6 protein-coding genes are annotated in these 26,827 nt (G+C 62.9%); 1 reads left to right on the plus strand and 5 read right to left on the minus strand.

All coding sequences use genetic code 11. The features are described from left to right. Positions 1–12 precede the first annotated feature (12 nt). From AB4Z44_RS16040 to AB4Z44_RS16055, 4 genes are read right to left on the minus strand one after another with little or no spacing between them, the layout of a single operon-like run. The gene (locus AB4Z44_RS16040) at positions 13–1,227 is read right to left on the minus strand and encodes a hypothetical protein (protein WP_404710689.1); all 1,215 of its coding nucleotides are present in this window, start codon (positions 1,225–1,227) and stop codon (positions 13–15) included. Next, positions 1,221–2,015, minus strand: a complete 795-nt coding sequence (locus tag AB4Z44_RS16045; RefSeq protein ID WP_404710690.1) for a hypothetical protein — start codon at positions 2,013–2,015, stop codon at positions 1,221–1,223. Before AB4Z44_RS16045 ends, AB4Z44_RS16040 begins: the two co-directional genes overlap by 7 nt. Continuing rightward, a complete protein-coding gene (locus AB4Z44_RS16050) occupies positions 2,008–4,140 on the minus strand; it encodes an HlyD family efflux transporter periplasmic adaptor subunit (protein WP_404710691.1) in 2,133 nt (710 codons plus the stop codon). Before AB4Z44_RS16050 ends, AB4Z44_RS16045 begins: the two co-directional genes overlap by 8 nt. Positions 4,141–4,168: 28 nt before the next feature. Then, positions 4,169–5,989 carry an efflux RND transporter periplasmic adaptor subunit gene (locus AB4Z44_RS16055; protein WP_404710692.1) on the minus strand — a complete coding sequence of 607 codons (1,821 nt, stop codon included), beginning with the start codon at positions 5,987–5,989 and terminating at the stop codon, positions 4,169–4,171. Positions 5,990–6,355: 366 nt separating this feature from the next. Between AB4Z44_RS16055 and AB4Z44_RS16060 the strand changes: the two genes are divergently transcribed. Beyond that, positions 6,356–7,111, plus strand: a complete 756-nt coding sequence (locus AB4Z44_RS16060) for an efflux RND transporter periplasmic adaptor subunit (protein ID WP_404710693.1) — start codon at positions 6,356–6,358, stop codon at positions 7,109–7,111. Between the two features lie 66 nt (positions 7,112–7,177). On the opposite strand, the gene AB4Z44_RS16065 is transcribed toward AB4Z44_RS16060, so the two are convergent. Then, positions 7,178–26,491 carry an Ig-like domain-containing protein gene (locus tag AB4Z44_RS16065; protein ID WP_404710694.1) on the minus strand — a complete coding sequence of 6,438 codons (19,314 nt, stop codon included), beginning with the start codon at positions 26,489–26,491 and terminating at the stop codon, positions 7,178–7,180. Positions 26,492–26,827: the final 336 nt, after the last annotated feature.

Raw genomic sequence — 26,827 nt, forward strand, 5'->3', positions numbered from 1 at the left:
CCCGTCGCCGAATCATTCGCCCGGTCCGGCAAACGATAGCGCCCGATCAAGTTCATGATCTTGGCGGATCGTGTTCAGACGTATCCGCCGATTGTGTTTTTCCGCTGCATTCTGCGCCAATCGTCGGAGTATAAAAGCAATCAACCCATTCGCCTTCGGGCCAACAAATCGAACCACACTGCTCACAGCCTGAGCCATTCCCAAGAAGCGTACGAAAAGCTCATCGTCGAGCGCTACGATCGCCTCATACGATCCCGGATCTCCTTGCCGTGCGCTGCGTCCAAACAATTGCCGATCGATGCGGGCAGACTCGTGAAATTCGGTAAGGATGACGTGAAGACCGCCGGCCGCACGCGCCGACGCCGTGAGCTTGATGTCGGTGCCTCGGCCAGCCATGTTGGTCGCCACCGTAACTCGTCCAGAATTGCCAGCCGTCGCGATCACCGCTGCCTCGTCGCTATCCTGTCGGGCGTTGAGCACGACATGGTCGATTTGGTACTCGGCCAGAACTTGGCTCAACTCTTCTGAAGCCCCGACCGAACGCGTGCCCACCAGCACAGGCCGCCCCAAGTCCTGCGACTGATAACGGGCTGCATGCGCCACCGCGCGCCATTTCTCGTCGGCGCCTTCGAGCAGGACTGTGCCAAGATTCTGCCGGCGCAGCGGATAATTGGTATCGATCCGCATCGTGCGCATCCCCAGTGTCGAGCCGATCTCCCCTGCAGCCTCCTGGATCGTGCCGGTCATGCCCGCGAGATGGAGATAGCGACTGAAGAAGCGCTGATAGGTAATGCGCGCGATCGTTTGACGTTGCGCGGTCGGCGGGCAGCCCTCCTTGACCTCGACCATTTGGTGTAGCCCGTTTTCCCATGATCGATCTGGCATGACGCGGCCGGTATATTCGTCGATGATCGCGACCTTCTCGTCCGCGACGATATAATTGACGTCGCGTTTGTATAGGTGGAGCGCCATCAGCGCCTGGACGATCAGTTCGTTGCGCGCACGCCGCGCGATCCAGATGCCGGGCAGGCCTTTCGCAGCTTCGGTCAGTTTCTCCTCGCCGGCGGGCAAGAGCTGAATGTCCCGGGTGCGCGGTACGAGCTTGAAGTCGAGATTGCGGGTCAGGGTACTCGCGATCTCGAGCGCGCGCGCGCGCAATTCGGCCTGCCCCGCCGTATCCTCGCTCGCCGACAGGATCAGCGGTGTGCGCGCCTCGTCGATCAGCACGCTGTCGGCCTCATCGATGATCGCGAAGTGGAGTCCGCGCAGCAGCAGATCGTTGCCGCTGCCCCCCGCCCCCTCAGGCTGCGGAGCAGCCGCCGTGCCGCGCCGCGTTTCTGTCCGGTCGAAAGCTGATCGCGCAGATAATCGAACACCAGATCCTTGTTGGTGCAATAGGTGACGTCGCACCGGTAAGCGCCACGCCGCTCGTCGGGCTCCAGCCCCTCCGCCACCAGCCCGACCGATAGGCCGAGCAGCGCATAGACCGGTCGCAATTCGCAGGCATCGCGATCGGCCAGATAATCGTTGACAGTCACGACATGGACCGGCGTGCCCGCGAGTGCCGCCGCCGCCGCGGGCAGCATGGCGGTGATCGTCTTGCCCTCCCCCGTTTCCATTTCGGCCAGCCGGCCGGCGAGCATCGCCAGGCCGCCGATCACCTGCACGCGATGATGGCAGAACCCCATCACCCGGTGCGTCGCCTCACGCGTCAACGCGAAAGCCTCGACGACATTGTCATCCGACAGGCCGTCGATCATCAATCGTGCGCGGCAGCGCGTGACCGCATCGGCAAAATCGATCTCGGCGATATCGGCGAGCCGATCCGCCTCGGCCAGCACGCGATCAGCCAGCGCGGCCAGTGGCCTGTGCCCGATTCCAGCCATCCCCGACGATCTGGCGATAAGGCCGGTCACGAAGCCGTCGAGCGCCGAGGGCGGCGCGGATCGGTCGCGCTTTTCGGCATAAGGCGCGGCGTTACTGCCGCCGCTGCGCAGGATGTCCGTATCAAGCATTGAGGCGCGCCAGCAGCAACTGGCGGAAGCGACGGAAAATCTGTTCGGCCGGCGGCTCCCAGCGGTGCGTGAAGCGGACATAGACGCGGCTGCCGAGCGCGCTCGTCGGCGCATCGGCGGGCAGGCGCAGATCGAGCTGGAACAGCCGCTTGATCGCGCGCGTGCGCTGCGGATCCTGCGGATCGACCGCGACTGCGCCGCCGCCCTGCACGCCCAGCGCGCGGCTCGGCAGTTCGGTGTCGGCCGCCGGCACTTCGCGGATAACCGACGCATCGTAAGCGATGCGCGGATCGCTCGCCATCAGCACGCGCACCTTGCCGCCGCTATCGCGCACCAGCCCGATATCGTCCTGATCGACTGTCGCGCGCACGATCAGCGAGGCGGGCGGCACGACGAAGGCGAGGATCTCCCCCTGTCTGGCATAGCCACCGGAAAGCTCTTCGGGTTTGGCCCTGATCAGCAAGCCATCGACATTCGCGCGCGTCGTCAGGCCATCGGCGCGATCGAGCTGGCGGGCGAGGCTGGCGCGTGCCTGCGCCAGTTCGATCTCGGTCAGCCGTTCATGGACGCGGTCGGTCTCGCGATCGATCGCCTCCTGCACCTCCAGTTCCTCGACGCGCCCGCGCAGGCGGCCGATCTCGGCGGTCAACTCGGGATCATGCGCCTGAGTCAGCACCGTATTGCGCTGCACCGCGCTCCCGTCGGGCAATGCCAGCCGATCGATGAAGCCGTCGGCCCCCGCCCGCACGATGGCACTTTCGGGGAGCCACACCACCCCCTCGGCGCGGGTGTGCAAGGGCATCGGCACGACGATGAGGAAGAGGGCAGCTCCGCCGACGATCAAGGCTACCCGCCGGATCGTCTGCGGGCGCGACCGGCCATATTTGGGGTTGGTCGCCAGATTGCGGATCGCGCGCCAGATCGGCAGGACGACGCCCGAGGCGATCGACCACAAGGCCATCACCACGCCGACGATCAGATATTCGTTGGCGATGTAGAGCGCGATGCCGATCATCACGATCTGGCGATAGAAGAACGAGGCCGGCGCATAGGCCGCCAGCCAGAAACGCTCCCACTCGCTCTCTGCCGGAGAGACCAGAGCCGGCACCGACAGGATGTAGCGATCGACCAGATAGCCCCAGTAACTATTCGCGCGCGCCGCCAGGTTCGGCACCTCGATCACGTCGGTCAGGATATAATAACCGTCGTAGCGCAGCAGCGGATTGCCGTTGAATAACAGGGTCGAGACGCTGGCGACGACGGTGATGTTGAAGGCGATCGCGCGGACGTTCCCGGGCTCGACCAGCAGCCACACATCGAGCGCGATCGCGGCGATGAACAATTCGGTGAGCATCCCCGCCGCACCGACCAGCGCGCGCTGCCATTTGTCGCGCAACTGGATCGAGGCCGACGCATCGACATAAGGCGAGGGGAAGAAGACGAGCAGCATCAGCCCGAGCTCATGAACCGCCCCGCCCAGCACCTTGACAGCATAGCCATGGCCGAGTTCGTGGACGAGCTTTATACCGAGGAATGCGATCGTCAGCAGCGGCAGGTTGCTGGCAGCAAGGATATGATCCGAACTGGCCGCCGTGAGGTCGGTCCAGTGGCTGCCCGCGAGTAGCAAGGCTTGGCCGATGACGATCAGCCAGATGAGCGCGCCGAAGCGGGTGAACAGCCAACGCACCCATTTGTTCGTCCGGTCGAGGAAGGCATCCGGATCCCAGATCGGGAATTTGAGCGACATCGGATTGGTGAGCATCTGCAGCACCTTGCTGCGGCGCTTCTGCTCGATCCGGGTTACCAGTTCGCGCGCATCTGGGGGCATATTGGTCTGCAGCAATTCTGAATTGTGCAGCCGTGCGAGCAGCCGGATGACGTCGTCCTGCGTCGGCGCGGCATCACCCATGCGCTGCGCGGTCTCCAGCCACAGAGCATGGAGATCGCGACGCCCGTCCATCAGCGACACGATCTGATAGGCGGCGGCGCCAAGCCGGTGCGTCTGATTGTTGAGATCGTCCTGCAGGACGTACCAGATCTTCTTCTGGTAACGGTGGATGCGCACCTGGACGTGGCCGCGCAGCGCCGGCTGCAGCCTTGCGACGCGATACCAGGATGAGCTCATGAAGGATTGGATCATCGCCCCGCCGCCCTCAGGGGAGCCATTTCCACAGCGAGATCCGGATCCAGTCGATCGCGCTGCGCGTCCAGATCCAGAGCAACGGCCGATAGCCGACGTCGACCCGCGCCACCCCCTCCATGCCGGGACGCAGGCGGTTGTCGGCGTTGGCGAGCGTGCCTTCGACCCGGAAATAGTTGCGCCCGTCCTCCGATGTCGCCAGCGGCGTGATCTTGGCAACGGTGATCGGCAGCGCTTCTGAGGGCATGCCGGCAAGGACAACCCGGCCGGTCGCGCCGACCTTGATGTAGCGGATGTCGCGCTCGTCGACCTGGACGATCACACGATAGCGATCGAGCGGCGCGATCGTGAACAGGGTCTTGCCCTTCTCGACCGGCGATCCGAGCACCTGACTGAGATCGCCCGAAACGACGATACCGGTGAACGGCGCGGTTACCCGCGTGCGCGCCAACCGGTCCTGCGCGAGCGACAATTGGGCATCGGCCTGCTCGATCTGGGCCGACAGGATCGTCAGCCCCGATCGATCGTGCCGCGCCAGCGCATCCGAATATCTGGCAACGAGCGTCTCGCGCTCGCTCGTCCAGCGCGCCTGTTCAAGCGTCGCATCGCGATCGTCGAGCCGCGCCAGCATATCGCCGGCATGGACGATGTCGCCCGCCCGCACCGGCGCGCTCGCAATGAAGCCATCGAACGGCGCGACCAGATTGCGCTGGATCTTGCCCTCGATCAGCGATCGCGATCCGATCCTGAAATGGCCGGGTACGATCAGCGAGAGCAGCAGCAACGATCCGATCGCGGCTGCCACCAGCTTGAAGGTCGGATGGTTGGGCCCGAACAGCCGGTTGCGATAATCGTTGAACAAGGCCGCCGACCGGCCGGCGATCCAGCGCTCGCTCTGGATATGTAGTTCCAGCACCGGGCCAATCAGGGCGGCAGCGGTTTCCAGCATCCGGAGTTCCTGCTCGCTGAAGCCGGTGGCGGCCTCCCGCTCGAGCGTGATCGCGCCCGCCGACGTCTCACGCCCCGGCAGGATCACCGATGCCACCGATCCCGCGCCTGAACGCTTGATCAATTCCTTGTGTGCGATGATCACGGCACCGTCCCCGGCCGCGACCACGGGCTCGGCGATCGTCCGCTTCTGGTGCAGCGCCTCGTCCATCGCGTTCTCGATCGCCGAGACGAGCTGGCTGCGGCGATCGAACGCGGCCGCATGCGACAAGGCGGTCAGCTGCAGATGATCGCGCCGCCGCGTGCCGATGGCGACACGGCTGCACGCGAAATGCGTGGCGAGTTCGTTGGCGAGCGCCAGCGCATAGCCATCGAGCCGCGCCTGCTCACCGCCGACCGCGATCAGTTCGAGCGCCTCCGCGAGGCGAACGCTTTCCGCCTGATTGTCTTGCGCGACGCGGCGCCATTCCATCGCCTCGATCCAACCCGCCCCCCAATGAAGCTGCTGCGCGATCTTGGGATGGCCAGCCTGCGCGGCAGCGCGCTCGTCGATCGCGAGGACGATCGCACCGAGCGGGAATTGCCGTTCGGCGGCGCCGATCGGCTGGGCGAAAATGATGTGCGGGCGAACGCGAACGGTCCCGTCCTCGGGCGCCGCACTTTCGTCGATGATGATCGTCGTGCGTTCGTTGAGCGCGCGTTCGGCCGCTGCGGCCAGCGCGGTCATGTTGGGAGGGATGGTCGGCCAGGCGGCAAAGGGTTGATAGGCCGAGGTTTTCGATTGCTGCAGGACGAGCAGGCCGGCATGCGCGCCGGCGATCAGTTCGCACTGCAGACGAAGCCAGGTGACATAGAGTGCCTCCGGCCCCGTATCGGCGAGCCGCAAGGACAGCGCAAAGTCCGTGCTTTGCCCTGCAATCCCGACAGTCGCACTTGTGGCCTTTTCCGCCCCCGACATATGGCCTGATCAATCCCCCGCAACATCGTTGCCCATCCTGTCAGCCCCCGACAAGAGAAACGATTCGTTCGTCACGTCAAAAAAAGGTGGCCCCGAATCTTTCCGGATGCAACTTGGTATTTATCGAGGGGTCACTAATTGGGCGGGGTCATGGCGGGTTCGAAGAATAAGTTGTTCGCAACAGGATTTCGTTGGGGTGGCGTACTGATCGGCAGCGGGTGTTTCATTTGCGTTGCATTACAGGCCGATGCTGCAAATCCTGTTCCGATCCGGCGGCCGCTGCCGGCACCAGTGGTGCCCGCGGCCGCCGGTGGGCGCACGTTCGATTGCATAATCGAGGCTTTTCAGATCGTTAAGCTTGCCAGCCCGGTCGTCGGCGTGGTCGGCAAAATGTATGTCGAACGCGGCGATGTCGTCCACAGGGGCCAGATCGTCGGCAAGCTCGAGGATAGGGTCGAGGCCGCCAACCTTGCGCTGGCGAAGGCCAAAGCGCTCGACGAGTATAATTCGGGCGCGATTCGGGCGCATCTCGATTTCCTGCGGTCGCGCCAGGCGCGGACCGAGCAACTGGCGCAGCGCAATTTCGTCACCAAGGCGGCGCGCGACGAAGCCATATCGGACACGCATGTGGCAGAACAGCAACTGGCCGGGGCCGATCTCAGCCGGCGCGTGGCGCAGATCGAGGTAAGGCATGCGCAGAGCCTGCTCGATCAGAAATTGCTGCGCAGCCCGGTCGACGGGGTCGTCACCGAAATCCTGCTGCGCCCCGGTGAATATCGCAACGAGCAATCGCCGATCCTGACCATCGCGCAGGTCAATCCGCTGCGCGTCGAGGTGTTCGTGCCGACGCGCTATTACGGCCAGATCATGCCGAAGATGGCGGCCACGGTGATGCCCGAAGCCCCCGTCGGCGGCACCCATCCGGCAACCGTGTCGATCGTCGATCGCGTGATCGATGCCGCCAGCGGTACGTTCGGTGTGCGCCTGCTGATGCCCAATGGCGCACGCGAGGTGCCCGCCGGGCTGAAGTGCAAGGTGCGGTTCGGGTAGGCGCGTCATGCCGGAACGCAGACGCCGGTTTCGGGGCGCCTTGCGTTCCTGGGGCGATTGGCATCGTCAGCTCACATCGACGCGCCTGATCATCCCGTAATTATTGATCACCAGCAGCTTGTTATTGGCATCGAATGCGAGGCCATTGACCCCGTTGTTGATGCCCTGGGCCGTCAGATCGACCTGCTTGATGAGCTTGCCAGTCTTGTCGAGCAGCGCGACGCTATTGTTATAATTCGATCCGAACCACAGATTGCCCGTGACCGGATCGATCGCCAGCGCGGCCTCGTCGAACCCGTACGGAGCCGCGAACGCCGCAATCTGCGCCCCCGTCGTCGGGTTCAACTCGACGATGCGCGCAAGGTTGCGCGATACCACGAACAGGTGGCCGCTGGCCGGATCGTACAGCCCGGCGTTCAGATCGTAATTATCCGCCAGGGTGAGCGTCGCGATGACCGCACCCGTGGCGGGGTTGATCGCCACCACCTGATCCTTCGGATAGGCATAGCCGTTGAACAGCAGCAGACTGCCTTTCGCCACCGCCGTCCCGCCCAGCGTGAGCGCCGCCGGTGCCACCTGCAGCCCGCCATATTGGGCATAGGTGTTGCCGAACGTAGCGGTCGGCAGTGCGATGGTCTTCACCGTGGCGCCGGTCGCAAGGTTGATCTGCTCGAGCGCCGCCTGGCCGTTCGTGCCCGATATCACCCATGTCGTGCCCGCACCCGTGTCCGTCGCGACATCGCCGAGATAGCCGAGGCCCGGATTTGCCTCGTTGAGCACTGCTGCCGCACTGGTACCGCCCGCCGTCGTCACCGTCAGCGAGCCGGTGCCATGCACCGGTTCGGCGATGTTCACCCGCATATTGTCGTCGGTATAACCATAGACATCCGGCCCGTCGTTCGTCGTCGTATCAACCACGGTCGCATTGCCGATATGATAGGTCGACGCCGCCTCGACGAACCCGGCGCCGGACAGGATCGTCGTGCCGCCGCTATTGGCGATTGCCGTCACCACCGGCACGATTTGCAGCACCGGCATCGCACTCGATCCGAATACCTGCAGCCCGAATATGCCGTTGGCCCAATTGCCGATCGCGAGCGTCGCGCTCGTGCCGTCCGCCTTCGCCGTGGCCGGTAGCAGGACCACCTGATGCTGGACCGCGTCAGAACCGATATAGGTCACGACCACCGGCGTCGCTGTCGTCAACCCGGTGCCGGTGAGCGTCACTGTCTGGCCGGGATTGGCGGACGCCTTTGAGGCATCCGCCGGCGTCCCGGTTGCCGCGATGCTGGTAATGCCGGTCAGACCAACGCTGTAGGATGCGCTCGTTCCGCCACTCGTGGTGACGCTGATCGCGCCGGTCGAGACCGCTCCGAACGGCACGCGCAAGGACACGGCCCCGTTGACGATATAGCCGTTCCGGTAATCCTGATAGACGTCGGCGCCGCTGCTGACGCCCGGATCGGCAATGCTCGTCGCGCCGAAGTGGTAGACGCTGTCATTGCCCTCGACGAAGCCATAGCCCGCGAGAACCACCGTCGCGGTGCCGTCGTTATTGCTCGACACGCTTGTCACGCCGGTGACGACCGGCACGATCTGCAGGGCGACGCTGCTGTTGGTCGTGTCCCCCACCACGCGCACCGTGCCAGTGATCGCATTGAGGGGCACCACCACCGTACCCGATTTGCCGTCCGCCGCGACCGTCGCCGGATTGACGATCACTTCGCTCTTCGTGCCGTTGGCATCGATCGTCTGGAACAGGATCGACGTCGTGGTGGTAAGATTGGTGCCCTTGAGGGTGATCGTCTGGCCCGGATTGGCCGAAGCCTTGCTCGTATCGGCCGCGGCTCCGCTGGTGGCAGCTGCAGTCAGGCCGGTGAAGGTGCGCTGGAACACGGCACTCGTCCCGCCCGCCGTGGTCACGCTGATCGGCCCGGTCGCAGCGCCATTCGGTACCGTCACGACCATCTGGGTGGTGCCGTAATAGTAATAATAGCCGTTTTGCGGGCTGAGCGTCGCGCCACCGATATGGGCGCTCTGTGCCCCATACTCAAATCCTGTTCCGGTCAGGGTCAGCGTATTGCCAACGTACGTCGAGAGACCGTTGGTAGCGACGTCACTCAAGGTTGGCACGACCTGCAGGAACAGGCCCGCCTGCTCGCGCGCCAGCCTGACCGTGCCGGTCACGGCATTGGCCGGCACCACCACGGTCAGGCTCTTGCCGTCGCTCGTCACGCTCGCCACCTGCAAGGTCGTCTGGTTGAGCGAACCATCGCTATATTCGAACACCACCTGATCATTCGCCGTAAGCCCAGTGCCGGTCAACGTGATCGTCTGCCCTGTGTTGGCCGATGCCACCCCGCTCTTCGCGGGCGTGCCCGAAGCCGCGGTCGCCGTGATACCCGTCAGCGATGTCGCCCCCTGGGCGCGCCGATCGAGGGTCAGCTGATAACTGCCGGTATAGCTGCCATTACCGCTGCCGGTGCCGGTGCCGGCCTTTGTCGGGTCGTAGCCAAAATTGTAGTAACCGCTGACGCCCAGATAATATGTGCCTGCGGCCGGAGCGCTCCACAGGTGCGATGACGTATCGCCATAGCTGAAATATTGGCTCGAAAGTTCCGTTCCGGCTGCGTCAAAGATACGCAAGTGACTATAATTGCTCGAATTGAGTGTCAGATTGAGCTGATCGCCCGCGCCGAGCACGACCTTGTACAGATCGATGTCCAGCGCGCCCTGCGTGCCGTCGCCGACCGACGCGCTGACCGTCTGCTTCTGATTGAGACCGATCGCGAGCGCCGTTGCAGTAGCGATCGTGTCACCGACGTCGCTTGCCGGATTCAGGGCGGTCAGCACGGCCGAAGCTCCGACCCCCGTCTTGATCGCGGCGCTGCCGCCCTTCGTGCTGATCGTGACCGCCCCCGCGCCCACGCCGGTCGGCACCGTCACCGTCAGAATCTGCTGATCGAGATAAGAGCTGCCGATGCTATTATCGGTATTGTCGAACAGGGTTTTGACCCCGAATGCGCCCACCGCGATCCCGTCGATCTTGATCTGCAACTCGGCCGGGTTGAGACCGGTGCCTTCTAGCTCGATCACATTGCCTGCCGCGATCGTGCCGCCGACGCCACGCAGCAGCGGCACCACCTGCAAATTGTACGCACTGTCGCTGCCGAGCACATGAACCAGCCCGGTCTTCGCGAGTGCCGGCACGATTACCGTCAACGTCGTACCATTGTTGCCGACCTGACCGGTGCGCGTCAGCACACCCGACACACCGGCATCGTCGGTAGCGCTGAACTGCACCAGAGTATTCGAGGTAAAGCCCTGACCGACAAGGGTGATTGCCTGCCCCGCATTGGCCGAGGCCTGCGCCCCGTCGGCTGCGGCCCCGGCTGCCGCGCTCGCCTGGATGCCGCCAAACAGGACAGGTGGCTGCGCCCCGAACACCGGCCCCGACACTTCGGCATAACCACCGTCGGTGGTGATCCGCACCGGCCCTTCGAGCGTCAGTCCGGTCGTCACCCGGTAATCGCTGTTGGCATTGCCGCTGACCTGGTTGTTCGACTGGTTGCCATAAAGCTCCGGTATGGCCACGCCCCCGACCGTGATCGTGCTCGCACCCGCCATGAAACCTGACCCGATCAGGTCATACGTGCCCGTCTCGCTCGTGCCGGGCCGCCCGTTGGTAATCGCGGTCAGGGTCGGCACGATTTGCAGACGCTTGCCCGCACTCGCGTTGAAGGTCTGCACCTCGTTGGTCGAATAATTGGCGAACGCATCGCGCATCAGCACAGTACCGTCGGCCGAGACTTCGAACTTGTCGGACCCGTTCAGTCCGTCCCAGCTGTCGAGCACGTAAAGATCGAAGGTCAGCGTATAGGTCAGGCCCGCGGGCAGTCCGGTCAGATTGAGTTTCTGTTCGCCATTGCTGAAGCGGCCCGAAAACTGGCTGAACACGCCTGCTGCAGCATTGTCGGTGGTCGCGTTGCTCCAGTTGGCCTTGGCCCCGCCCTCGAAATTATCCTGGAAGACGGTCGTACCACCCTTCGACACCGATACATTGTCGATGCCCCAGCTTTCATTGCCGACACCTTCCAGCCCGTCATCGGCAAAACGAAGCACCGAACTCGACGCGGTCGGCGTGAAGGTGAGCGTCACCTTGCGGTAGATCGCGTCGGCATAGCTGGAATAGCCCAGATTCTTGTTGCCGATGTTGACGACCTGGATGTTGCCGGTCGCCGCCACACCCGGCACCACCACCTGCAGCATCGTACCGTCAGCGCTGATCAGGCTGGGGGTTACCGCCGCCGACCCCAAATTGCCCAGAGCGTCGCGCGTCTGGAACACCACTTCGGTTCCGATACCGAAATTGCTGCCGGTGAGCGTGATCGTCTGCCCGACATTGGCCGAGGCCGTGCCCGCCTGCAGCGCCACACCGTCGGTTGCGGTCGCGGTGACTGATGCCAGTACCGGCTTCACGATCGCCGGATCATAGCCCAGATCGAGTTTCGCCATCTCGCCGTTGGACGTGGTGGCGATCAGCGTGTTGGTCGCATCGAAAGCGAGGCCATTGACTCCGTTGCCGAACCCTTGCTTCGAAAGATCGACCTGCCTCAGCACCTTGCCGGTCCGGTCGAGCAGGGCGATCACGCTCGTATAGTTCGAACCGAACCACAGATTGCCACTGACCGGATCGATCGCCAGCGCGGCTTCGTCCGCGCTGAAGGGGATCGCGAAGGTCGATATCTCCGCACCGGTCGCCGGGTTGAGCTCGACGATATGCGCGCCGCCATTGCGCGCCACCACGAACAGGTGGCCGCTGGTCGGATCGAACAGACCGGCACTCAAATCGTAATTGTCGGCGAGGTTGAGCGTCGCGATCACCGCACCGGTGGCCGGATTGATCGCAATGACCTGATCCTTCGGATAGGCATAACCGTTGAACAGCAACAGGCTGCCCTTTGCCACCGCGGTTCCGCCCAGCGTCAGCGCCGTCGGTGCCACCTGCAGCCCGCTATATTGGGCATAGGTGTTGCTGAACGTAGCGTTGGGCAAGGCGATCGTCTTGATCGTCGCGCCGGTGGCGAGATTGATCTGCTCGAGCGCCGCCTGGCCGTTGGTGCCCGACACCACCCATGTCGTGCCCGCGCCGGTGTCGATCGCGACGTCGCCGAGATAGCCGAGCCCCGGATCGGCCACATTGAGCAAGGCTGCCGCGCTCGTGCCGCCCGCCGTCGTGACAGTCACCGTGCCGGTGCCGTGCACCGGTTCTGTCAGATTCGCACCCGCATTGTCGTAGTAATTCTGATAATAATTGCCGTTATAGGCGCCGGTGTAGCCGCCGGTGACATTCGGACCGTCATTGATCTGCGCATCCACCACGCTCGCATTGGCGATCTTGTAGGTCGTCGCCCCCTCGACGAAACCGCCGCCATTCAGGCTCAGCGTATTACCGCTGCTGTTGACCGAACTGATCACCGGTACGATCTGGAGCACCGGCAACGCGCTCGATCCGAACACCTGCAGGCCGAATGCCCCATTGGCGAAGCCGGGTATCGTCAGGGTCGCGCTCGTCCCGTCGGCCTTCGCGGCGCTCGGGAACAGCGTCGTCCATATCTGTACGCCCTGGCTATCGAGATAGCTCAGCACGACCGGCGTCGAGGTGGTCAGCCCGGTGCCGGTGAGGGTCACCGCCTGTCCGGGATTGGCCGACGCCTTCGCCCCATCGGCTGGCGTCCCGCTCAGCGCCACGCCGGTGATGCCCGTCAAACCCGCCGTATAGGCCGCACTCGTCCCGCCCCCGGTGGTGACGCTGATCGCACCTGCCGAAATCGCGCCCAGCGGCACGCGCAGCGACACCGCGCCATTGCTGATATAGCCGTTGCCATAGTCCTGATAAACATCCGGGCCCGCATTGATGCCCGGATCGGTGACGCTCATCGCACCGAAGTGATAGACGCTGTCATTGCCCTCGACGAAGCCATAGCCCGAAAGGACGATGGTGGCAGTGCCGTCGCTGCTGATATTCGTCACGCTTTCGATACCGGTGACGACCGGCACGATCTGCAGGGCGATGCTGCTGTTGGTGGTATCCCCCACCACGCGCACCGTGCCGCTGATCGCCTCGAGCGGCACCACCACCTGGGCCGATTTGCCATCGGCCGCGACGATCGCCGGATTGACGATCACATCGCTCTTCGTGCCGCCGGCATCGATCGTCTGGAACAGGATCGCCGTCGTGGTGGTGAGGTTGGTGCCCTTGAGCGTGATCGTCTGGCCCGGATTGGCCGAGGCCTTGCCCGTATCGGTCGCACTACCGCTGGTGGCACTTGCGGTGAGCCCGGTGAAGGTGCGCTGGAACGTGGCGCTGGTGCCGCCCGCCGTCGTCACACTGATCGGGCCGGTCGGGGCCCCGTTCGGCACGGTCACGCTGGCCTGCGTGTTGCTGTAATAATAATTTTGCACGCCGAACGACAAACTGCCGAGTTGGATGCTTTCGGCGGCAGGCGCGAAGCCGCTGCCGGTCAAGATCAGCGTATTACCGGCATAGCGGCTGCCGGTGTTGATGCTGATATCGCCCAGCGTCGGCACGATTTGCAGGAACAGGCCGGTCTGCTCGCGCGCCAGCCGGACCGTGCCGGTCGCCGCTGCAACCGGCACCACCACTGTCAGGCTCTTGCCGTCGCTCGCCACGCTGGCCGGCGCAACGGCCGTCTGGGTCAGTGTACCGCTATTGTCATATTCGAACAACACCTGGTCATTCGCGGTGAGCCCGGTGCCGGTAAGCGTGATCGTCTGTCCGGTATTGGCCGAGGGCACCCCGCTCTTCGCCGGCGTGCCCGATGTCGCGGTGGCCGTGATCCCGGTCAGCGATGTGGCACCCTGCGCGCGGCGTTCGAGCGTCAGCTGGTAATTGCCGGTAAAGGCACCATTGCTACCGCTCCCCGCCGTTAGTGGATTGTAGCTGAGATTGTAGTAGCCGCTGACACCGACGTAATAAGTACCTGCAGCGGGCGCGAACCAAGGATGCTGCGACGTATCGCCATAACCGATATACTGGCTCGACAACTCCTTGCCGGTCGCGTCGAATATGCGCAGGTGGCTGTTGGGCCCGTTGAGCGTCAGGTTCAGCTGATCGCCCACGCCGAGCACGACCTTGTACAGATCGACGTCGAGCGTGCCCTGCGTGCCGTCGCCGACCGATGCGCTGACCGACTGCTTCTGATTGAGACCGATCGTCAGGGCGATTGCTGTCGTGATCGTGTCACCGACATCGCTCGCCGGGGCGAGCGCAGTCAGCGCCGCCGACGTCACGCCGGTTTTGATCGCGCTGCTGCCGCCCTTCGTGCTGACCGTGATCGCGCCCGCGCTCACGCCGGTCGGCACCGTCACCGTCAGGATCTGCTGATCGCTATAGCTGACGCCATTGTCGGTGTTGTCGAACAGGGTTTTAACCCCAAACGCCCCGACCCCGATCCCGTCGATCTTGATCTGCAACTCGGCCGGATTGAGCCCGGTGCCATCAAGCTCGATCACATTGCCCGCAGCTATCGTGCCACCGACGCCGCGCAGCAACGGTACGACCTGCAGATTCCAGGCGCTGGTGCTGCCGAGCACATGCACCAACCCGGTCTTCGCCAGCGCCGGCACGATCACCGTCAAGGTCGTGCCATTGTTGCCGACCTGGCCGGTGCGCGTGAGCACACCCGAGGCGCCGGTATCGTCGGTGGCGCTGAACTGCACCAGCGTGTTCGAGGTGAAGCCCTGGCCGACAAGGGTGATCGCCTGCCCCGCATTGGCCGAGGCCTGCGCCGGATCGGCCGCGGCCCCACCCGTCGCACTGGCCTGAATGCCGGTGAACGCCACCGCCGGCTGCGCCCCGAACACCGGGCCCGACAGTTCGGCGTAGCCGCCATCGGTGGTGATCCGCACCGGCCCCTCGAGCGTCAGCCCGGTCGTCACCCGGTAATCGCTGTTGGCGTTGCCGCTCACATAATTGTTCGGCTGGTTGGTCAGCGTTTGGGGTGTCGCGACCCCACCGACCGTGACCGTGCTCGCGCCCGCCATGAAGCCTGAGCCAATCAGATCGTAGGTGCTCAGTTCGCTCGTACCGGGTCGCCCGTTGGTAATCGCGGTCAGGGTCGGTACGATTTGCAGACGCTTCGCCGCGCTGGCGTTGAAGGTTTGCACCTCGTTGGTCGAATAATTGGCGAAGGCGTCGCGCATCAACAAATTGCCGTCGGCCGATACTTCGAACTTGTCCGGCCCGTTCTGCCCGTCCCAGCTGTCGAGCACATACAGATCGAAGGTCAGCGTATAGGTCTGGCCCGCGGTCAATCCGGTCAGATTGAGTTTCTGTTCGCCATTGCTGAAGCGGCCCGAAAACTGGCTGAACACGCCTGCTGCAGCATTGTCGGTGGTCGCGTTGCTCCAGTTGGCCTTGGCCCCGCCCTCGAAATTATCCTGGAAGACGGTCGTACCACCCTTCGACACCGATACATTGTCGATGCCCCAGCTTTCATTGCCGACACCTTCCAGCCCGTCATCGGCAAAACGAAGCACCGAACTCGACGCGGTCGGCGTGAAGGTGAGCGTCACCTTGCGGTAGATCGCATCGGTATAGCTGGAATAGCCCAGATTCTTGTTGCCGATGTTGACGACCTGGATGTTACCGGTCGTCGCCAGCGACGGCACCACCACCTGCATCACCGTCCCGTCGGCATTGATCGCGTTGGGCGCGACCGCCACCGAGCCGGGCGTGCCGTCATTGGCGCGCGTCTGGAACACCACCTGCGTGCCCGAGCCGAAATTGCTGCCAGTAAGCGTGATCGTCTGCCCGACATTGGCCGAGGCCGTACCCGTCTGCAGCGCGACGCCATCGGTCGCGGTCGCGGCGACCGATGCCAGCACGGGCTTCACCATCGCCGGATCATAGCCCAGATCCAGCTTCGCCATCTCGCCGTTGGACGTGGTGGCGATCAGCTTGTTGGTCGCATCGAAGGCGAGGCCGTTGACGCCGACCTTGAAGCCCTGTGCCGCAAGATCGACCTGCCTCAGCACCTTGCCGGTCCGGTCGAGCAGAGCGATCGTGCTCGTATAGTTCGAACCGAACCACAGATTGCCGCTGACCGGATCGATCGCCAGCGCGGCTTCGTCCGTGCTGAAGGGGGGTGCGAACGTCGAGATCTGCGCGCCGGTCGCCGGGTTGATCTCAATGATGCGCGCGCCGCCATTGCGCGCCACCACGAACAGGTGGCCGCTGGTCGGATCGAACAGACCGGCGCTCAGATCGTAATTGTCGGCGAGGTTGAGCGTCGCGATCACCGCGCCGGTGGCCGGATTGATCGCGATGACCTGATCGTTCGGATAGGCATAGCCGTTGAACAGCAGCAGGCTACCCTTCGCAACAGCGGTACTGCCGAGCGTCAGCGCCGTCGGTGCCACCTGCAGCCCGCTATATTGGGCATAGGTGTTGCTGAACGTAGCGTTGGGCAAGGCGATCGTCTTGATCGTCGCGCCGGTGGCGAGATTGATCTGCTCGAGCGCCGCCTGGCCGTTGGTGCCCGACACCACCCATGTCGTGCCGGCATTTGCATCGGTCGCCACGTCACCGAGATAACCGAGCCCCGGATCGGCCACGTTGAGCAAGGCCGCCGCGCTCGTGCCGCCCGCCGTCGTCACGGTCACCGTGCCGGTGCCGTGCACCGGTTCGGTCAGGTTCGCGCGGGCATTGTCGTAGTAATTCTGATAATAATTGCCGTTGTAGGCATAACCGCCGGTGACATCCGGCCCGTCATTCGCCGTTGAATCGATCACGCTGGCGTTGGCGATCTTGTAGGTCGATGCGCCCTCGACGAAGCCGCCGCCGGACAATTGCAATGTACTGCTACTGCTGTTGGCTGCCGTCACCACCGGCACGATCTGCAGGGTCGGGAAGGCGCTCGATCCGAACACCTGCAGACCGAATGCACCATTGGCATAGCCCGGCACTGTCAGCGTCGCGCTCGTTCCGTCGGCCTTCGCGACACTCGGGGTCAGCACGACCCAGCGCTGGGTGCCGCCGCTGTCGAGATAGCTTAGCACGACCGGCGTCGACGTGGTCAGCCCCGTGCCGGTCAGCGTCACCGTCTGGCCCGGATTGGCCGATGCCTTCGACGCGTCCGCCGGCGTCCCGCTCAGCGCCACGCCGGTGATTCCGCTCAGCCCGGACGTATAGGCCGCGCTGGTGCCGCCACCTGTCGTCACGCTGATCGCGCCGGCCGATACAGCCCCGAGCGGCACGCGCAGCGACACTGCGCCGTTCGGCGTATAAGCGGGATAATAACCCTGATAGACGTCGGGACCGGAATTGGCGCTGGTATCGGCGATCACGCTCGATCCGACCGTGTAGCTCGAACCATTGGCCTCGACGAAGCCATAGCCCGACAGAACGATCGTCGCGGTGCCGTCATTGTTGCTCGAGACGCTCTGGATGCCGGTGACGACCGGCACGATCTGGAGCAGGAAGGTGCCGTCATCATACGGCGTCTTCGTGCTGCCGACCTGCGAATAGATCTGGGTATCGCCGGTCACCGCATCGAGCGGCACCGTGAAGGTCGCGATGCCCTTGCTCGCATCGTACGAGGTCACCTGGACATTGCGCGTCGACATCGTGCCGTTGGCGTCGACGATATGGAAGGTCGCGTAGGCGATCGACGGATCGAACGGCACCGGGATGCTGATCTGCTGGCCCGGATTGGCCGACGGCGCCTGCGTGATCGCGGGCGCGCCGCTGGCGGCCTTGATGTTGCTCGCCGGGCGGATCGTGAAATCGAGCGTGACCGGCGCGGTCGCGACATTGCCCGAATGATCGACGATCGCCGATCCATCGATGGTGAGTTTATAGACTCCGGGCAGCAGATAGGAATTCGGCCGCACCGACACGATCTGGCCGTTGGCGCGCGTATCCACGCTGAACGCGACCGTCGTGTCGTCGGCAGTGCCGGGCTTGCCGTCGGCACCGATATTGACGAGCTTGATCTTCGCCGGATCGAGCTTGGTCAGATCGAGCGTGCTGTCGAACGTGAAATCGACCGACTTGACGAAGAACAGTTTCGCATTTTCGGCGACGCTGCTCTTCTGCAGCACCGGCGGGAACGTATCCTTGACGATATCGATCGTGATCGGATCGGTGAGCGTGGCATTGCCGCCGGTATCGGTGGCGCGCAATTGCACGGTCATCGTCTTGCCGCCCGACGCAATCGTCGGCGCGAGCGTCGAGAAACTGAACGGATAGGAGGGATCGTTGGCGACGACCTGCCCGTTCACGAACAGCTCGACATTGCGCACCTGGACATCGTCGGTGACGGTCGGTGTCACATGGATGACGTCGCCCTCGACCACCTGGATCCCGGCCTTGGTGGAATCGCGATCGAGCGCCGCGACATTGGCCGAGACCGCGGGCGCCTTGCCCTTGGTATCGAAGCCCAGATAATTGACGACCTGCAGGCCTGCATCATCGGCGACGAAGGCGATACCGTTGGCGATCGCGATATCGTTGGGCGTGCCCGGCATGGTGATGCGGGTGATGAAATTGCCGGTGTTGGTGGGATCGGAGACGTTGAGGACGTCGAGTACCGGCCTGCCGGTCAATCGACCGACGGCTATGCCGAGGCCCGAACCATTGAGCGCCATCGCGCCACCCGCGATACCGGCTTTCTGAACGTCAGCGGACAGTTTCAGATGATCGAGATCGCTGGCGTTGACCGTCTGGTAACCACCTGCAAAATCGTTCTCAGTCTCGACATAGACCTCGCCGCCGCCCGCCGCGATCCTTCCCGCACCATAAGTAATCGGGAAGCTGCCATCGGCATTGCCGCTGGCCGGCAGATCAAGCTTGCCACGCGCGGTCAGTGTCTCGCCGGTCAGCGAGAAAGCCCGGAGAGTGTGGTTGGTGTCGAAAGCGAACAGCGTGTCGCCGTCGAAGGTGAGATCGGTGAGCGTTGAGCCGCCGGAACCGGAAAGGTCAACTTGCTGCAGAATGTCGCCAGTGAGAACATTGACAGTATAAATGCTCGACCCAGCGGCGACATAGGCTATACCATCGTGCAGACCCACGCGCGTGACTGAATCTGCAAATACCACCGTCTGCGTGAACTTTGGCGCTACTGGATCGGAGATATCGACCAGACTGAGACCCGCGTCACCGCCAACGACTGCCACTCCTCGGTCGATATCAACGGCGATGTCTGTTGCGTTGCCGGGCAAGGCGGTCTGAGAAAGTATCTGCGGCGTGGCCGGTTTTGAAACATCAACAACAGCCATTCCAGCGGAACCTTCCGCGATATACGCAGTAAGTTTCGTGGGATCTTTCGCCGATCCAGCGATTGCGATGGAAAGTGCCGCTCCCTTTAACGTCGTAGAAGAGATGGTACCGGTCGTCGAAGCAAGCGCGGTATTGCCGACCAAATTGGCCTGCAAAGCGGCCAAATCGGTCATTCCCTTTACGATGTTATCGGAAATATTAGGATTAAGCCCCAACGTTTGAACGACCAAATCGGGTAAACCATCCGCATCTATGTTATTCAATGACGACAGAGATGTCATCAAGATGGGGTTGGCGCCGCCCAGAACCGCCGAGACATCAATTTGCTGACCAGATGCCGGCGTAACAAACGACATCTCTCCATACGTCATTTGCGTTTGGTCAAATAACTGCACTCGCAGCGTTGCATTTGTCGGAAGAAATGGGCTAAATACTCCAGTATTTTCTTTCCCAGATAAGATTAGATTTCCATTTGAATCGGTTATTTTATAATATAAATTATCGGTTCCCGGACTTTGAGCGATTACTTCTTGCGAAACTGCATTATAAACAGTCGAAAAATTATCAGATATTTCTTGGAAGTCTGAAACAGTTTCGCTGAGAAAATTTGCGAGCGAATCAGAATATTTTTGCGTTGCAGAACCATAATTTGAAAGAAGTTGTTTATTGTCTTCATTATCAAAAAATGAATCATCAAAAATCTGACTTGAAGATACCTGAAGCTGCTTTCCCGTATTTTGATCTATATATGGCTTTCCATCGATATCAAAAGCTAAAATTAAGTTTCCAATACCCGTCCAAATGAGTGAGTCACTTGTTCCAGATAAATCTTTTAATCTTGTACCAATGAGCGCCCCCTCCGCATCTGCAAGATAATCGTTTGCCGATTCAAGTGAATCCAGTTGGGATTGCATCTTTGTTACTAGATCATTTATACTTGTATTTTCTCCATTTATGTTCAGAACTGTAGCCAGATCTGAGCGCAGTTTATCGACATTTTCTTTCATGCCAGCGCCACTCCCGGTGGCGCAGGCATACAAATTTACTAGATCCTTCCCGATTTCCATTCCACCAAAAAACGATCCAAATACACTCGATAATTTTTCACCAGCCTCCGCCAGACCCTTAGCGGCGCTACTTAATAAAGACGATGCATTTTTAGCGATGTAGGAATCAATTTCGGTTTGAATGGCAAATGAATTGCCCTTACTTAGAAGGGTTGTTGCCAAAGGAGACGCTTTAAAAGCAGGTGCACTTTCTGGCCCGAATTTTTCTAAAACCTTACTGGTTCCGGTGAATATTTTTTCGGCAAGATCATTTAGCTTCCCAAGGCCTTCCAGAGTATCGGCTTTATATTCATCCCAATGCTGATAAATATCGATCCCAAGCTTGCCGACGCCATATACTCCGGCGACTACCGCACCGGCGAGCGCGATAGGTCCGGACGCAGCGCCTCCAGCCGCCAACACGAGGATTGGAAGCGCTGTTGATGAAGTATCAAGTAATAGTTGACCAAGTATTGGACCACAGTCGGTCAATATGGGAGCAATTTTATCAAATAATTTTGCTACAATCCCCGCCGGCGTCACGCCATGCCACCCCGGCGCGGTCACCCCTTGTCCCGGATCGCTGGTCACCGTCTTGCCATCGGCCGATACCGTCGCGGTACCGTCGATCACCAGCTTGCCCGTCGTGTGATCGAACGACAGAATGTAGGTCTTCTGCCCCGGTGCCAGCCCGAACACGTTGGGCATCGTCAGGGTCGCTGGCGTCGTGAACACGGAAGCCCCCGGCGCCTGGATCGTGATGTCGAACGTATGCTGCATCAGCCCGTCGGGCAGCATGTCCTTCACGAGAGCCGCCGGCACCGTGCTGATGCCCACCTGGGCGTTGTCGAGTGGGTTGCCGTTAGCGTCGAGGATGCTGCCTGGCTGGATGGTGAGCTGGATCTGCTGGCGCTGTTCGTCGGTGATCGGCACGCGCGTCGCCGCCGACGCGCCCTGCTGCGCGGTGATCGTCGTCACGTCGGTCGCGCTGACATTCTGCAGGATATTGGACTGGACGCGCGGCAGATAGGCGACCGGATAGGTGGCATTGTCCGCCTGCTCGGCGTCCGTGCCCATCGATCCCATCAAGGTATTGGTGATGCCGGGCCGGATGGTGGTGTCCATCACCATCGACGGGAAGAAATAGCCCGCAGGCGCATTGGTGGCGGTGGTGCCGTCGACCTCGACCTTGACGTCGCCGGTCGGCACGTTGGTCAGCGTGAAATTGCCCTTGGCGTCGGTATAGACCGCCTGATCCTCATGGCCGAGGATGAAGACCTTCACATGCGCGATCGGTAGCAGATAGACGTCGTCGGCAGTGTGGAGCCGCTGATCGGGGCCGGCGCGGACGTCGTCGAACGTCATCGGCTGGAGATCGGTGCCGGGATCGAGGATCGTGCCGGTCAGAATCGTGTTGGCGACGGTCGAGGTGCTGACGCTGACGAAACTGGAGGTCAGCGTGGATCCGGCGGTGCCGTTGTTCGCCGCGTCGAGGAAGGTGCCGTCGGTGTCGCCGCGGATCTTCGATCCATCGACATGGAGCGTGATCGTCGAGGAACCGGGCAGCGGATTGGTGAAGAACAGATAGGCATATTTATGATCGTCGGAGAGGACGACCTTCGATTGCACGACATTGCCGGCTGAATTGGTCGCGTAGAAATCGTCGCTGTTGAGCGACGCCGCATTGATCGCGCGCGAGAAGGTGATTTTCGGACGATAGGTGACGCCGATATCGGCCGCGCCATCGACCGGCGTCAGGCTGGTGATGGTGAGCGGCACCAGGCTCGCCAGCGAGACGTTGAGCGTTTTGGTGGTGACGTTGCCCGCCAGATCGGTCGCCGAAAGCTTGACGACATGATTGCCGACCGCAGCCTTCGACAGATCGAGCGCCTGGGTGAAATTGCCCCCGGCATCGTAGCTGATCGGATTGGCGATCCCGCCATCGAGCGTATAGCTCAACCCCGCAAGCGTGCCGCCGCCGGTTTTGGCGGTACCGATCAGATAGGACCCGGTCGCGTCGAGCGCGGCGCCATCGACGATGCTGCCGGTCGCCAGCGTGATCGTCGGCGCTTTGGTCAGCAGGGTCAGCCCGAAAGTGACCGGGTTGATCGCGTTGCCCGCCGCATCGACCGCTTTGAAGACGAGCGTGTGCGCACCATCGGCGGTACCGTCGACCTTGAGCCCGGTCGGGACCGAGAAGGCGCCGGTCTTCGCATCGAACGTAACCGCCATGGCGGTGCCGCCGTCGATCGACACGGTCAGGCCGGCGACACCCGACAATTGATCGCTGATCGTCCCCGTGACGGTGAGCGACTTGTTGGTGGTGAGCCCGCTCGTCTGATCGATCACCAGCTTCGGCGGCTGCTTGTCCTCCGCCAGATTGAACGACTGGAGCGCCCAGTCGCCGACCTTCTTGCCCAGCGCCTGGCCATCCTGGTTCGAGAATTCGAAGTGGATGCCGCCATAGATACGGCTCTCGCCCGCTTCCTGCACCGCCTGGGTGAAGCTGGTGAAGCTGCGCGTGACGTTGGGCAGGCTGGTCGATTGCGTCGAGAAGCTGACATTGTCGCCGAACGCGGCGATCAGCACCTCGGCAGCGGCCGCGCTGAAGGTCGAGTGGCCGGACACATATTCGGGGTGCGCCGGATCGATCAGCAAGGGCTGCCAACTGGTGTCTTCGGTGATGGCGGCGTTGCCGATCTTCGAGGCATTGTTGATCGCAGTATCGGGGCGCCACGCGCCGTAGGTGAATTTAGCGTCCCACGCCGCGATGGCGGCGTCCGCCACCGCGACGCCGAGTTCGGCGAACAGCTTCACGTTCTGGGCCAAGCTGTCGCCCTTCGCTACCGCCACCTCGGTCGCGATCTCGGCCCACGCCCCAGGCGGGGTATAGGTGCCGACGCCGTCGGCCCAGAAGCGCGCGATCTGGGTCTGATCGGCAGTGCGCGTCGTGCTGTTGGCGGCGCCCAGCGATTTGGTCTTGTTGATCGCATCCGCATAAGCCTGGCTATCCATCGCCGGCGGGCCGCCGGGGCGGAACTGATCGGGGCTGGTCAGCGAGAAGGGCGTCAGTGTCGCCCATTGCGGGTTGGTCGCAATGTCGTAGACCGGCCCGGTCGGGCGCCATTTGCCGGTATCGGTGCTACCCGGATAGGTGACGAACTTGTCGAAGCCGTCGGTCGATCGGATCGCGATCACCTTGTCGGCGATCGCCTTGCCCAGCACCATGCCATCGATCTTCGCCTGCCCATCGGGGATGCCGTTGAGCGATTGCGCATAGAGCGCATCCAGCGAGGCCTGCTGGCCCGGATAGAGATAGGTCAGGATATCGTAGGCAGCCGCCGCGATCGCCGCGTCGGCCGAAGCGCCGGTCGGCGCGGTCATGCTGACGAGATAGCCGGGCACGCCGTTGATGGCGTTGATCACATCATAGGCGGCGATGCCTTCCATCGCCAGCGCGCGCGACGCGAATTCGGGCAGCGAACCATCGTTGGCAACCGCCTTGAGCGCGATCCGGACCCACTGGACCGACATATCCGCCGTGACCGTCGCATCGAGGCGCGTCACGGTCAGCGCGCTTGCCTTGCTGTTGCCGGCGGAGTCCGTGGCGGTCACCGTGAGCACATTGTCGCCCACCGCCAGTGCCACACCGTTGAACTGGAACACACCCTGATTGTTGGCGACGGTGGTGGCGCCGCCGAGGGTCAGCGTCGCGCCGGCATCGGCCGTGCCGGTGATGGTGACCGCCGCCGATTTGGTCTGGTGGCCCGATGTCCCGACCTTGTCGATCGCCGAGAGATCGAAGGCAGGCGCGGCCGGCCCGGCGCTGTCGAGGGTGAAGGCGATATCCTGCGTGGTGGTGCCGCCGCCGCTGTCGGTGACGATTAGGTGGAGGATATGCGCGCCATCGGCGAGCGTGCCGCCGGCAACCGCATTGAGCTTCGCCCGATCGAGCGTGAACGCGCCGCTGGAAAGCGTCGACAGCACATTGGTGTAGGTATTTGTCGCCGCTCCGTCGAAACCCGCCTTGAAGCCGGTGACGGTGGTGCTGCCTTTTGGCGCGATCGTGCCCGAGATGGTCGGATCGCTGGTGACCTTGTCGGTCGCGCTGCTGCCCGTGTCGTGCGCGAGCGCCGAGGTGATGACGACCCCGTTGACGACGCGCGTGATGGTGAGGCCGAAGGTCGCGCTGTTGCCGGCGGCGTCGGTCGCGGTCGCGGTGAAGGCGTTGGCGCCTTCGGTCAGCGCGATATTGGCGAACGAGAATTTGCCCTGCGCATCCGCGGTGGTGCCGAGGCTGCCGAGCGTCACCGTCGCGTTCGCGCTCGTGGTGCCGGCCAGCGTCACGGTGGCGAGGCTGGTCGCATGATCGCCGACCGTGCCGTCGTCGGACGCGGTATCGAGATCGAATCCCGGCGCGGTCGGTGCGATCGTATCGAGCGTGAAGCTCAAATCGAACGTCGAACTGATGCCGGCATGATTGGTGGCGACGAAGTGCAGGACATGCGCGCCATCCGCCAGCGTGCCGCCGGCAAGCGCACTCATCGCGCTCTTGCTGATCTGGAAATGGCCGTCGCTGCCGACCATCGTCAGGATATCGATATAGCCGGCGGTCGCGGTCGCATCGAGGCCCGCACGCAACGTCGCGATCCCCTGCCCGCCCGGGCTGTCGATCGCGGTGCCGGCAATGGCGGGATTGTTGGTGAGCCCGTCGGTGGCGCTGACGCCCGAATCGACTGCGAGCGCGCCGGTGATCTGCACACCTTCGAGGTGGAGCGGCTTCGTCTTGAAATGGCTGTCGGTCGTCGGATCGATCGTCTTGCCGTTGACGCGCACCGTCGTCGGCAGCGACGTGGCCTCGATCAGGCTGGCCGCATCCATCGCCCCGCCGACGAAGATCTGCTGGATCTGGCTGCCCGTGGCCGAGAAGACGTCGTCGCCATCCTCATAGGAGCCATTCTTCGGATCGACGCCGACCCGGATCGTAGATCCGGTCACGCTGCCCGTCACGCGCACGCTCGCCAGCACGCCCTGGCCGAACGTATCGGCATTGGCGCCGGTCCCGCCGATCTTCGCATCCTGCCCGAGATCCGCACCGATCGCGATCGACGCATTGTTCAGGCTGCCGCCGACCGCGAGGCTGTTGAGTACGGCTGCAGCCAGCTGGCCGTCGAAATCGCCGCTGGTGACGAACTGGCTGGCCGCGCCGACGATATTGCCGCGCCAGCCCTGCGCCACCGAACGCGCCGAGATCTGGCCGACGCCGCCCTTCACATACCAGGTGCCCGCACCGAGCGCGCCGTCGATCGAGGCGCTGGTGAGGACGCGGCCCGCCGCACCGACCCCGGACAGATTGAGCGAGGCGTCGAAATCCCCCGCGCTCTGGAGCAGGCCGATCGAGGCGCCGCTGACCCCGTTGGCGATGCCCGCCGTCGCCTCCCAATCCTGGACCGAGAGCGTACCGATCGAGGCCGGCGTGCTGATCGTCGCGTCCTTGACCGTGCCGAACACCAGTTTGGCGATCGCGCCGGTGCCACCGACGGTGATCGCGGCGTTCGAGACATTGCCCAGCACCGACGAGCCGAGCGCGCCCGAGACCGACAGATTGCCGCCGAGATCGACCTTCGCGCCGGTGATCGCCTTGATCGAGCCCTGCACGTCGATCGCCCCGAGCCCGAAGCGCCCGTCGCCATCCGTCGAGGTCAGGAGCGTCAGGGTCGAGGTCGCGGCGGTCCCGGTGACGGTGAGGATCGGGTTGTGGCCGGGATCACCCTGGGTCAGCTGCCAATGGCCGGCGCCGGTCAGGACGATCTGGAGCGAGGTGCCGTCGGCATCCTTGATCGTGCCCGGATTCTGATCGCTTGCGAGCACCGTTCCGAACGGCGTGTCGCTGAGCAGAACGCGCGGCTCGAACTGTTCGAGCACCATCGTCGAGACCTGCGCGCGCAACTGCGCCCGCCGCTCCCGTCGCGTCTTGCCCCGCTGAACCGAAACATCGCCCGTACGCGCACCGCCCCATGGCCAAGCCATTCGATTCGCCCCTCACCCGTTACAGGGGGGACCACAAGCAGCCACAATTCGACGAAACAGGAAGCCCCCCGACCCCTGCAACATTTCGTAACGTTTCAGATAAACGGCGGCAAGATTGTTCATCTATCGTAAACTTTTTTTTCGACCCACTTTGGGAGTCAATGGAACTTTTCGTGTAATTTAGCCAAAATCATATAGTTAGCATCGGCTTGGCGGGCTTTGCCGGTCAAGTTGGCAATTTGCCATTTTCTTTCAGCACGTTAATCTTGGCGCGGGGAAAAGGGGGGTTCCGCGCCGGGATTCGGTTGCGCGCCCGCCACACGGGGGGCGACAAGG

The organism is Sphingomonas sp. MMS24-J13 (genome assembly GCF_044905095.1).
Taxonomy (GTDB): Bacteria; Pseudomonadota; Alphaproteobacteria; order Sphingomonadales; family Sphingomonadaceae; genus Sphingomonas_I.